This window comes from Mesorhizobium sp. CNPSo 4670 (assembly GCF_057784235.1).
In genome coordinates this window covers 1-11,389 of the sequence record NZ_JBWJFQ010000007.1, presented here as the reverse complement: position 1 = coordinate 11,389, position 11,389 = coordinate 1, and the positions used below count along the sequence as shown (strand labels likewise).

Here is an 11,389-nt window from a genome sequence, read left to right as displayed (position 1 = left end):
TCACTTGCCCTGGAAAGGCTTGTACCATTTGGCGAGCCCGTTGGTCAGGTCGGCGGCCAACTGGTCCGGGGTGATCGAACCCGACATCATCTTGGTGATGTCGCCCTGCAGCAGCTCCGATCCCGTCGGCTTCTCGAAACGGAAGTAGACGACATTGATATGCGGCATGGCCGTTTCGTTCAACTTGGCGACGTGGGCGAGCAGTTCGTCCTTGATGACGACGCCCTTGATGGGCGAGATGTTGCCGAGCAAGGCCGAGAACTTGTCGCCGAACTCCTTGGTGCCCATCCAGTTGACCAGCTTGAGCGCGGCCTCCTTGTTGGGCGACTTGGCGTTGACGGCATAACCGCCGTCGAAGAATTTGGTCACCTGCGGTGTGTCGCCGGCCTTGGCCATTGGTGGGGCGATGAAGTCCATATTGATCGCCGGGTTCTGGGTCCGGTAGGTGGCGATATCAAAGCTGCCGCCGGCCAGCATCGCCGCCTTGCCGCTGATGAACAGCTGGCCTGCGGTTTCATAGTCTATGCCTTCGAATCCGGGAGGCATGTAGTCGCGTAGCTCGAGCAGCTTGCCGAGTGCAGCGACATAGCGCGGGTCCTTGAAGGTGGTCTTGCCCGACGTCAGGTCGCTGACAAAGTCCTGGCCGAGGAACGGGTTGGTGAAGATGGCCACGAACATCTCATTGAACCAGCTTGTGCCCATGCCGTTGGCCAGGGGATAGATGCCCTTTTCCTTGAGCGCCTTGCTGACGGTGATGAACTCATCCCATGTGGTCGGCGGGGTGAGCCCCGCCTTGGCGAAGACATCCTTGTTGATGAACAGACCGAGCGTCTGCGAGGCGAAGGGCAGGGAATAGACCTTCTTGTCGGCGCGGTAGGTGCCGGCCACCAGCGCATCGGCGGGCTGGTTGGCGAGCGAGGGCACGGTGGTCATGTCCTGCGGCTCGAAATAGCCGGCTTTCACGAACTGCTCCAGCCAGCCATAAGCGTGGGTGTGGATGACGTCACCGCCCTTGCCGGCGGCCAGCGCCGTCGAGACGATCGTCGGATAGTTCTCGTCCGGGAAGGACTCGAACTTCACATGGATGTCCGGGTTGGCCTTGGTGAAATCGGCGAAAAGTTCGTTGTAGGCGGCCTTGTCTTCCTGGCGCCAGGTCCAGAACGAAATGTCGGTAGCATGCGCCACGCTTGCTGCGAGTCCCCATGCGAAAGACGCGGCCGCGAGGGCCAGGCCAATCCTTCTCCTGCTCATGTTGCAATCTCCCAATGCGCTTGATGCGCTTTTTACGACGATTATCAAATCATAGTTCTTGCCGTCTGGAAAGATAGTTTGTAAAGTTTCCTAACTAATATGGAATGGACGCGGCAACCCGCTTCGTCCGGCTTGTGCGGTGGATGTCGTTGACCCAGAAAATGATTGCAGGCGTGGATATCGGCGGCACCAAGACGCGCATCATGGTGTGCCTGGGCGAACGTACGATCGCCGACGAGGTGCTGGTGACCGAGACCTGGCGCATCCGTGAGATGGAGGCCGATGCCACGAAGCTGGCCGGCATCGTCGTCAATCTGTGTGGCGGCATGGCGCCCGCTGCCCTGGCGGTCGGCGCACATGGCTGCGACACGGGTGAACAGTGCCTTCGCTTCCAGGCGCTGCTGGCGGCCAGGACCGGCGGCGCGGTGCAGGTCGTCAACGATGCCGAACTGATGGTGCCGGCCGCTGGCCATGTCGACGGCATCGGCGTCGTCTCGGGCACCGGCTCGATTGCGGTCGCACGCACGGCTGAAGGCAAGATGCTGGCTGCCGGCGGATGGGGCTGGATCCTCGGTGACGAAGGCAGCGCGCCTGCCCTTGTGCGTGAGGCGGCCAAGGCAATCCGCCGCGCGCTCGACCGTGGCGAGGATGCCAGCGACCCGCTGATTGGAGCGCTGATGCGCGAACTTGGCACTGACGACCAGACCAAGCTTGGCATCCTGCTCAACGAAACGCGCGGCGCGGCGGTCTGGGGCCGCCATGCCAATGCCGTGTTCGACGCGGCGATCGGCGGCTCGGCGCTGGCTGTCCGTGTGATCAGGGAAGGCGGGGCAGGGCTTGCCGCGTTGGTCGAACTGCTGATCGAGCGCGGCGCCAATCCGGCCCTTGTCGTGGCCGGCGGCGGCGTCATATCAGAGCAGCCGATGTTGATGACGGCATTTGTCGACGCCATGGCGAAAGTCTCGCCGCCGAGCCAGGTGCTGTTACTACGCGAACCTCCGGTGCTCGGCGGGGTCGCGTTGGCCAGGCGGCTACTCGCCGGCCAAGGTGTGTCCTCACAGATCGGAGCCGTTTGAATGATGAAGCGTATCGGCTACCGCCAGGCGGTGGCACGCCAGACGGAAAGTCTCGAGATCGGCAGGCGTTCGGTGGCCAAGTCGCTCGATGGTCTCGATCTCGACGTCCTTGCCGGCAAGGCGATCGGGCTTGCCGGCATTGGCGCCAGTTATCAGGCCGCCCTTGCCGGGGCGCTTTACCTGCGCGCGTGCGGCATGCGGGCCTTCGCTTACACGCCGACCGATCTCTATGGCCGGACGGATGCCGGCGCGGATGCCTTCATCGCACTTTCGGCCTCGGGGCAGAGCCGGGAAATTTCCGACGTCATGCACGAGGCGTCGGGGGCACCGCGGCTGGCCGTATGCCGTGGCAGCGACAATCCGCTGGCCGATCTGACCGGCGCCGTGCTTGCCACGGATTCGGGAGCGGACAATGGTGCGAGTTCGACCGGCTATACCGGCACCTTGCTGGCGCTTGGCATGTTGATCGACAGACTTGCCGGCAACAGCTTCGACTGGGCGCGTTTGCCAAGCGCGGTCGCCACGGTTCTTTCCGGCGCCGAGCAGGTGGCCGGACAGGCGGCACGGCTGCTGCAGGGCAGGGCATCCATCGATATCGTCGGCGCAGGTGTCAGCTTCGCCAATGCTGGCGAGGCGGCGATGCTGATCCGTGAGGCGGTTCGGGTACCCGCATCCGGATGGGACACGCTGAACTACCTGCATGGGCCGATGGAATCGCAGGATGCGGCGACCGGACTGATCGCCATCGGCGACGGCCGCGAGGTCAAGATCGCCATCGATGTCGCCGGGTTCGGCTGCCCCTCGGTGCTGGTGACGCGGCGCACGGATGTCGCTTCTGCCGACAGGCTGGTGGTGATCTCCATTCCCGCCCTCGGCAACGCCGTCGCCGACGCCATCCTGGAAATCATCGCTATCCAGCTTATCGTCGGCGACATGCAGGATGCCGCTGGCCTCACAGATATCGTTTTCCGTTACCGCCAGACCGATATCAAGCTGAAGCCTTGGTCGCCGACCGAAGTCTGACGTAACCGCCAGATATCGAGAAAATTGCCAAACCGCCCGGCAATGAGGCATTGAAGAGGCGTGAGTCGCGGCGGCTCTCGCGGACCGGCAACAGGATTTGCAGGGCAAAGCTCGAAAGGGAGAGATGGCGGCTGCGGAAATCCCCAATCTGACCGACAGTGCCCGCGCCGTGCTGCGTGTGCTCGCCGCGCATGGGCCTGTGACGCGGCCGAAGCTCGGAGCGATGCTCGACCTGTCGAAGCCGACCATGTCGGCCGCGGTTTCGGAATTGAGCGAACTGGGGCTTGTCGCCTCGCGCGGGCTCGAGCGCGGCGCCATTGGCCGCACGGCAACCATCTATGGCATCGGTCCGGGCGCGGGCTATGCGATCGGCGTCGATGTCGGCGCGGCCCAGGTGCGCGCTGTCGCTTATTCGATGGACGGGCAGCCGTTGTCGGCGGCGGAAGAGCCGATACCGGAGGCCAAATCCAGCCATCCCGACGAGGTCGGCGCCATCGTGCTGTCGGTGACGCATGCCACCATGGGCAAGGTGGGCAAGAGTTTTCGTGCGTTGCGTGCCGTTGCCGTGGCGGTGCCGCGTATCGTTTCCAACGACCGCTTCGACCGTCCGGGCGGACCGTCGGCCGTGCTTGGCCTGCTGCGGCGCGATGTCGAAGTGCCGATCATCCTGGAAAACAACGTCAACTGCGCCGCCATTGGCGAAATGCATTACGGCGCCGCGCGGGGCCACCAGACCTTCGCCTTCCTGCAAGTTGGCGTGCGGGTTGGCCTTGGCTTCATCACCGAGGGACGGTTGTTTCGCGGCGCCGGCGGCGCCGCCGGCGAAATCGGCCGCATGCCGTTTCCGTGGTCCGTCAGCGAGACGCCCTATCGTGAAGGGCTCGAACACTATCTCGGCTCGCGGGCGCTGATCGAGCGATGCCGTGTCGACTGGCCCTTGCAGGAAGGGGCGCCGCCGGACTCGGCCAAGGATCTGTTCGCGCGCGCCCGGGAGGGTTCGGCGTCTGCGCTGGCCGCTGTCGAGCGTCATGCCGCCGATATCGGCAGACTAGCGGCCGGCTGCATCGGCATGCTCGACCCCGGCCTGATCGTGCTTGGCGGCGGCGTTGGCAGAAACCCGCTGATGACGGAAAACGTCGAGCGCGTCGCGGCAGAACTTGCGTGGCCGACACGCATCGCCGTCAGTTCGCTGGGAGACGGCGGCACCGCGCTCGGTGCGATGAAGCTGGCCGTCGACTACAGTCTCGGGCTCATGCTGCGCGAAGGCCGGCATCCGGCTGTGGTGTTGCCGCTTTTGCCCGAGATCGCGCAAGACACGACGGATATTGTCGCTGAGGCAAAGGACGCTTGACCAACAAAAAGGCAGGCGCCAGGCGCCTGCCTTTCAAATTCGACGATTGATGGCTTAAGCGGCCGCAGAGACCTGCTGACTGGCCGCCACCACGGCATCGACCTTGGCGGTCGCCTTGGCGAGCGCGGCGGTCACCGCGTCAGGGCCCATACCGACGCCTTCGATGCGGATGACGTCGACATCGCTCATGCCGAGGAAGCCGAGCACGCCGCGCAGATAGGGAATGGCGTGATCGAGCTGCACGGCCGCGCCTTCGGAATAAATGCCGCCCGAAGCCAGCACGATATAGACCTTCTTGCCGGTGACGAGGCCCTTGGGGCCGTTCTCGCCATAGGCAAAGCTCTTGCCGGAGCGGGCGATGTGATCCACCCAGGACTTCAGCGTCGAGGAGATGTTGAAGTTGATGAAGCCGGTGGCGAGGATCACCGTGTCGGCGGCGAACAGCTCGTCGAGCACGACGTCGGAGACGCCGACGACTTCAGCCTGGCGCGGGGTGCGGGCTTCAGCCGGGGTGTAGATGCCGGTCGAATAGTCGGCGTCGATATGCGGCAAGGGGTTGGCGACGAGGTCGCGCACGACAAGCGTGTTCGACGGATCGGCAGCGAGGAGCTTTTCAGCGAATTCAGTAGCAATGCGGGTCGAGTGCGAGGCAGTGCCGCGGGGGCTCGACGTAACGAGAAGGATAGACATTTTGGGGCTCTCCAGGGGGTTGGATTAATTTGTCCCGCTGGATATGGGGCCATCGACCCATTTGAAAAACTGGCATATTTTCTATACTATCCATCTATGAAGTGGATATGGTCATGCAGCCCAACCCGACGCTCGATCAACTTCAGGTCTTTTTGACTGTCGCCGAGGCCGGCAGTTTCTCGGCCGCCGGCCGCAAGCTCAACCGCGCGCAATCCGTCATCAGCTATGGCATCGCCAATCTCGAGGCGCAGCTCGGACTGAAGCTGTTCGAGCGCGAGGGCACGCGCGAGCCGCAACTGACCGAGATCGGCCGGGCGATGCTGGAGGATGCGCGACGCATGGTCGGCGTGCTGCAGCGGATCCGCACGCGAGCCGACGGCTACCATCAGGGGCTGGAGGCGGAAGTCGCGCTGTCGGTCGATGCGGCACTGCCCTCGCCAGTATTGGTTCGGGTGCTGAAGGCATTCGAGGCCCAGTTCCCGACCGTGACGCTGCGCCTGCACATAGGCTCGCTGGGGTTGATCCCGGATCACGTCGTCAGCGGGCAGGCCGATCTCGGCATTGGCGGCCTGCTGGGCGAAGTCGACGATGTGCATCTTGTGCGCATCGGCTTCATGTCGATCGTGCTGGCTGCCGCGCCAAGTCACCCGCTGGCGTTGCTGCCGAAGCCCGTGGCAATCGAGGATGCGCGCGAACACATCCAGCTTGTCGTCACCGACCAGTCCGAACGCACCAAGGGGCGCGACTTCGGTGTTTTCGCCTACCGCACCTGGCGGCTGACGGATATGCGCACCAAGCATATGCTGATGCGCGAGGGGCTGGGCTGGGGCGGGCTGCCGCGCTGGCTGATCGCCGACGACCTGGCCAGCGGCCGGCTGGTGGAACTCGACCTCGAGCCTTTCAGGGAGGCGAACTCGCCACTTTTTGCCATGCATCGCAACGACAGCAGCCCGAAGCCGGCGGCGGCCTGGCTGATCGAGCAGTTCAAGCGCCAGCTTGGCTGCTTCAACGAGTTCGAGCCGGGCCAGGTACCTGACGAGGAGGACCTGGAGAGAGCCCATCAATCAGCGCCATGAGCACGATGCGGTAGTCTTCGGCTGACTCACCGGCCTCTATGGCCAGGGCTGCACGGTCGAAGGCGGCACCCAGCAGCGCGGTCAGCGCTTCGGTCGGCAATCTCGTCATCGTCTGCGCCCGCATCGCCGCGACAAGCCCCTCGCGCAGCGAGCGGTTGCCATGCCGATTGTCGATCGCGTCCATGGCGGCGCGGCCAAGCACGGCCGGCCCGTCAAGCAGCAACAGCCGCGTGCGGCCGGGCGCGCGCATCGCGGCGAGATAGGCGTCCGAACCGGCGATCAGCGCGTCGCGGGCAAACAACGAGGGCGGCGAGGCGCGCTCGATTTCGTCAGCCACAACTGCCGCTTCCTGTTCAACCACAGCGGCGAACAGCGCCTGCTTGTCGGCAAAATGGTGATAGAGCGCGCCGCGCGTGACGCCTGCGGCGGCGACGATCTCGGGGGTGCCGGTCTCGGCATAGGATTTTTCGGTGAACAATTTGCGCGCCGCGGCGATCAGGTCGGCGCGTGTCGCCTCGGTGCGGTCGCGGTTGGAACGGCGCGCGGTTTCACGTTGCATACATGCAGCCTGTATGTTAGTACAATTTACATGCAGAGTGTATGTTGTTCGACGGGAGAAGGAAAGATGAAGACCACGAGCTATTACCCGGTGCTGATGACAGGCGATGTTGCCGCCACAAAGGCTTTCTATATCAAGCATTTCGGCTTCAAGCCGCTGTTCGAGAGCGACTGGTACGTGCATTTGCAGTCTGCCGAGGATCGCCGCGTCAATCTCGGCATCGTCCATGGCGATCATGAAACGATTCCGGAAGAGGGGCGGGGTCGCACGTCCGGCCTGCTGATCAATTTCGAGGTCAGGAACCCAGATGCTGTCTACGAACGCATCACCGCCGCCGGCCTGCCGATCTTGTGCAGCCTGCGCGACGAACCCTTTGGCCAGCGCCATTTCATCACCAAGGACCCCAATGGCGTGTTGATCGACGTGATCAAGCCGATCCCGCCGAGCCCGGCGTTTCAGGCGCAATTTACCGAGGGTGCCTGAATGGGGTCGCTGGCAGGAACTGTCGGCAGAGATGGGCGGCGGCTCCGGCGGCGTGACCTGGCGGGCATTCGCGGTCTATGGTGGGCTTGGCAAACCCAGGCTCTTCCATGCGTGAAATCTGCCTTATCCGCGCCCCGTCCAACCTTGGTCTTCGCCCGCTGCGGCCCGGCCATGTGCCGGGGACATGGCGGGCGCCGCAGGCGCTGAGCGAGGCCGGCCTGGTCAAGGTGGTTGCTCCCGCCAAGGTGGTCGATCTCGAACGGCCCGCCTACGGCACCGAACCGCAGCCTGGCACCCGACTGCGCAATGGCCCTGCGATCCGCCGGTTTAATCTGGAGCTTGCCGAGTTTGTCGCCGGCGCGATCGGGCAGGGCGAATTTCCATTGATCGTCGGCGGCGATTGTTCGATCCTGCTTGGCGCGCTGGCGGCCGCACGGCGGTCCGGTCCACTGGCCCTGGTGCATGTCGACGGTCACAGCGATTTCCGTTATCCCGGCAACTACGATGCCGATGCCGCGCTCGGCTCGGCCGCCGGCATGGATCTCGCGCTCGCCACCGGGCGCGGCGAACCGCTCCTGACCGAGTGGCCAGGCATTGCCGGGCCGCTGGTGGCCGAAGAACGGGTGATCCAGATCGGCGAACGGGAGAGCCGTGATGCCGACTTCGCCTGGCCGGACATCAACTCCACCGCAATGACGCTGATCGACGTCTTTGCCGCGCGCGAGCTTGGCGTGGCGAGGGTGCTGGAAAAGACCCGGGCAACGCTGGCGCGGTCTCCCTACTGGCTGCATCTCGACATTGACGTGCTCGACCAGACGGTGATGCCGGCGGTGGATTCGCCCGGCAGTCCCGGCATCGATCCCGACGATCTCGTCGCTATCCTGTCCGCACTGGTTGCCGGTCCTGCATGCATCGGCATGGACATGACGATCTTCGATCCCGACCTCGACCCGACCGGCGAACTGGCGGCGTTACTGGTGTCGCTGCTTGGGCGGGTGCTCGAGCAGCGAGACCTCAGCTACGCGCCACCGGCGTCACACTTACCTGGCTGACGCCGGTACGGCGCACGACGGTGCACTGCGTCTCGCGGCCGATGCGCTCGGCGTCGAGCAGGCGCACCAGGTCGTCGACGCCGGTGACCGGGCGGCCGTCGATGGCGGCGATGATATCGCCTTCCTTCAGGCCAGCCTTCGCCGCCGGGCCATTCTTCTCGACGCTGCGCAGCCGCACAGCCGTGCTGGTCGAGACTTGCGACAAGAGGGCTGCGCGACGCGGCAGGTTCGTCGTGTCGGCGGAGACGCCGATGAACGCGCGGCGCACACGGCCGAAACGGATGATCTCCGAGATGACGAAATTGGCGGTGTTGGAGGCGACGGCGAAGGCAATGCCTTGCGCGCCATGGATCATGGCGGTGTTGACGCCGATGACCTCGCCGGCCGACGACACGAGCGGCCCGCCGGAATTGCCGGGGTTGAGCGCTGCGTCGGTCTGGATGACATCGTCGATCAGCCGCCCGGTGGAGGCGCGCATGGATCGGCCGAGCGCCGAGACGACGCCCGAAGTGACGGTCCATTCGAAGCCGAGCGGATTGCCGATGGCAATGGCGATCTGGCCGCGCCGCAGCCGCTTGGAATCGCCAAGGGGGGCGACATCGGCAAAGCTGCCGTCGGCGCGCACCAGCGCGATGTCCGTGTCGGGGTCGCGGCCAAGCACGCGGCCCTCGCGGGAGGCGCCGTCCGGCATGGAGACGCGCACCGTCTTGGCGTCGCCGACGACATGGAAATTGGTGACGACCAACCCGTCCGGCGCGATGACGAAGCCGGAACCATGGCCGCCCTGACCGCCAATGCGCTCGATGCGGCAGACGGCGGGGCCGATGCGGTCGACGGCGTCGGCAACCGTCATCGAATAGGCGTCGAGCAGCGTGTCGTCGGTTTGGAATTTGGCGGCGGCGAGGGCCATGGGCGGGCTCCGTGTTTTCAGTCGTAACGCGGGTTTTTCCTGTGCGTGCCGTTATCCCAAAACCGCTGAGCACTTTTGGGCGACACGCACTATATGTGCGGAGCGGCTGGAACCGCCGCGACCTGACCAGATGGCCAGTCAAACCGCCAACTAGCCGTCAGACGAGTACCTTCAAGCGCGCTGCCGAGCGATATCTGGGGCATGAAGAAACCCAGGAGACCAATATGAGCGATTTCAATCTGAGTGCGTTTTCCCAGGCCATCGCCGATCTCGCCGCCAAGGCGGCGCCGGCAATTGCAAGTTTCGCCACGCATCATCATCGCACGGCAAGCGCCTTCCATTGGGGCGACGGCTATTTCGTCACCGCCGAGGAAGCCGTCGAGGCTGGCGAGGAGATCGAGCTGACGCTGGCCTCTGGCGAGACGGTGAAGGCCGAACTGGTAGGCCGTGATCCATCGACCGGCGTCGCCCTGCTGAAGCCGGCCGATGCGGGCACAGCGCCTTCACTTGCCAAGGCGGACGCGGTACGGCCCGGCAACATCGCCATCGCCATCGGCAACAGCCAGGGTTCGGCGCTGGCCGTGTCGGGCTCGGTCGGCGAGGTCGGCCCGGCCTGGCGCTCGATGCGCGGTGGCACCATCGACCGGCGCATCAATCTGGCCGTCGCGGCCGGCGGCCGTTTCGAAGGCGGCCCGGTGCTCGACGCCAAGGGCGCGCTGATCGGCATGCTGTTGTTCGGGCCGCGCCACCGGGCACTGGTGATGCCTTACGAGACGATCGAGCGGGCGGTGGCGACCTTGCGTGAAAAGGGCCATGTCGCGCGCGGCTATCTCGGCGCCGGGCTGCACCCGGTGCGCGACCGCGACGCGCATGGCGCGATGGTGATGAGCCTTGACGACGAGGGCCCGGCCAAGGCCGCCGGTCTTTCGCTCGGAGACATCATCGTGGCATGGAATGGCGAGGCCGTGCATGGCCCGCGCGATCTGATCCGCAGGCTCGGCCCTGACAGCGCCGGCGTTTCGGTGACACTCGGTGTCGTGCGCGGCGGCGAACAGCGCGATGTCGCGCTGACGATCGGCGAAAAGCCGCTTTCCTGAGAGGAGTGATGGACACGCTCACCAGCGACCGGATCATGCATGACGGTGCCGCCTCGCGGCGGCTGGTGGTGCTGATTGCGCTTGGCGACGCGGCTCGCGCCGAGCGCTTGGCTGCGTCGTTTGCCGCGAGCGACGACCTGCTGCCGGTCGCGGCCGGCGGCGGTACCGCCGATGTCGCCATCGTCGACGACAGCAGCGGTGATGCCGTGCCGGCCTCCACGCCACGGGTGCTGCTGTCGGGCAGCGCCGAGCGGCCTGCTGGCGAGGTGTTGGCCGTGATGCCTGCGGGCGCGGACGATTTGCTGATCGCAGCGGCAGCGCGGCTGGCGGCGGCCGGCTATCGCGTAACGAGCGATGGCGGACGCGGGCGCCATGAGGATTTCCATGCCGGTGATGGCGAGGCCGGCGATGGCGAGCCGTTTGACGACGAGGCCTCCGACGAGCACGCCGCCCGGCCTGCGCTGTCGCCGCGCGAGGCGGAAGTGCTGTCGCTGCTGGCCGAGGGCGCACCCAACAAGGTGATCGCGCGGCGGCTGAACATTTCCGTGCACACGGCGAAGTTCCATGTCGCCGCGATCCTGATCAAGCTGGGTGCCGCCAACCGCACCGATGCGATCGCCATTGCGATGCGGCAGGGGCTGGTGCTGGTCTAGTTAAAAACCCTACGCAGCGTAACTCGGCAACCAACGCCTCAGGCCTTGCACTGCGGTCGCCTGCCGCGCAAAGGTTCGCGCCTGCCATGTTGCAAGGGAGGCACAAGGAAATGTCGCTCAAGGGAAAGACGCTGTTCATCTCCGGCGGGTCGCGCGGCATCGGGCTGG

General features: G+C 65.3%; 12 protein-coding genes. 8 read left to right on the top strand and 4 right to left on the bottom strand.

Going from position 1 to position 11,389, the window contains the following annotated elements; all coding sequences use genetic code 11:
• Complete coding sequence (locus AC0ZT5_RS13845; RefSeq protein WP_488496892.1) at positions 1-1,251, bottom strand: sugar ABC transporter substrate-binding protein; 1,251 nt, start codon at positions 1,249-1,251, stop codon at positions 1-3.
• A 149-nt stretch (positions 1,252-1,400) separates the two neighbouring features.
• Between AC0ZT5_RS13845 and AC0ZT5_RS13840 the strand changes: the two genes are divergently transcribed.
• The 3 genes from AC0ZT5_RS13840 (at position 1,401) to AC0ZT5_RS13830 (ending at position 4,701) form a co-directional block, all read left to right on the top strand.
• Complete coding sequence (locus AC0ZT5_RS13840) at positions 1,401-2,327, top strand: BadF/BadG/BcrA/BcrD ATPase family protein (protein ID WP_488496891.1); 927 nt, start codon at positions 1,401-1,403, stop codon at positions 2,325-2,327.
• Entirely contained in the window at positions 2,328-3,350 is a 1,023-nt protein-coding gene (locus tag AC0ZT5_RS13835; RefSeq protein WP_488496890.1) for an SIS domain-containing protein, read from the top strand.
• Positions 3,351-3,474: 124 nt separating this feature from the next.
• Positions 3,475-4,701, top strand: coding sequence for an ROK family transcriptional regulator (locus AC0ZT5_RS13830; protein WP_488496889.1), 1,227 nt, complete (start codon positions 3,475-3,477; stop codon positions 4,699-4,701).
• Positions 4,702-4,755: 54 nt separating this feature from the next.
• On the opposite strand, the gene AC0ZT5_RS13825 is transcribed toward AC0ZT5_RS13830, so the two are convergent.
• Positions 4,756-5,391, bottom strand: coding sequence for an FMN-dependent NADH-azoreductase (locus AC0ZT5_RS13825; protein WP_488496888.1), 636 nt, complete (start codon positions 5,389-5,391; stop codon positions 4,756-4,758).
• Positions 5,392-5,504: 113 nt separating this feature from the next.
• Here AC0ZT5_RS13825 and AC0ZT5_RS13820 point away from each other — a divergent pair, with 113 nt between their 5' ends.
• Positions 5,505-6,467 (top strand): LysR family transcriptional regulator, encoded by a 963-nt coding sequence (locus tag AC0ZT5_RS13820; RefSeq protein WP_457152453.1) that lies wholly within the window; start codon positions 5,505-5,507, stop codon positions 6,465-6,467.
• On the opposite strand, the gene AC0ZT5_RS13815 is transcribed toward AC0ZT5_RS13820, so the two are convergent.
• Positions 6,397-7,026, bottom strand: a complete 630-nt coding sequence (locus AC0ZT5_RS13815) for a TetR/AcrR family transcriptional regulator (protein WP_488496887.1) — start codon at positions 7,024-7,026, stop codon at positions 6,397-6,399. The genes AC0ZT5_RS13820 and AC0ZT5_RS13815 overlap by 71 nt on opposite strands.
• 66 nt (positions 7,027-7,092) lie before the next feature.
• Between AC0ZT5_RS13815 and AC0ZT5_RS13810 the strand changes: the two genes are divergently transcribed.
• Positions 7,093-7,509: a VOC family protein gene (locus AC0ZT5_RS13810; RefSeq protein WP_488496886.1), complete on the top strand. Its 417-nt coding sequence runs from the start codon at positions 7,093-7,095 to the stop codon at positions 7,507-7,509.
• A 107-nt stretch (positions 7,510-7,616) separates the two neighbouring features.
• Positions 7,617-8,561 (top strand): arginase family protein, encoded by a 945-nt coding sequence (locus tag AC0ZT5_RS13805; protein WP_488496885.1) that lies wholly within the window; start codon positions 7,617-7,619, stop codon positions 8,559-8,561.
• Here the strand turns inward: AC0ZT5_RS13805 and AC0ZT5_RS13800 are convergent.
• Positions 8,524-9,471 (bottom strand): S1C family serine protease, encoded by a 948-nt coding sequence (locus AC0ZT5_RS13800; protein WP_488496884.1) that lies wholly within the window; start codon positions 9,469-9,471, stop codon positions 8,524-8,526. The two genes, AC0ZT5_RS13805 and AC0ZT5_RS13800, sit on opposite strands and share 38 nt — an antisense overlap.
• Positions 9,472-9,695: 224 nt before the next feature.
• Here AC0ZT5_RS13800 and AC0ZT5_RS13795 point away from each other — a divergent pair, with 224 nt between their 5' ends.
• On the top strand, positions 9,696-10,568 hold the full coding sequence (locus AC0ZT5_RS13795; protein WP_488496883.1) for a S1C family serine protease: 873 nt from the start codon (positions 9,696-9,698) through the stop codon (positions 10,566-10,568).
• 8 nt (positions 10,569-10,576) lie between these two features.
• Complete coding sequence (locus AC0ZT5_RS13790) at positions 10,577-11,221, top strand: response regulator transcription factor (protein ID WP_488496882.1); 645 nt, start codon at positions 10,577-10,579, stop codon at positions 11,219-11,221.
• The last annotated feature ends 168 nt before the right edge of the window (positions 11,222-11,389 follow it).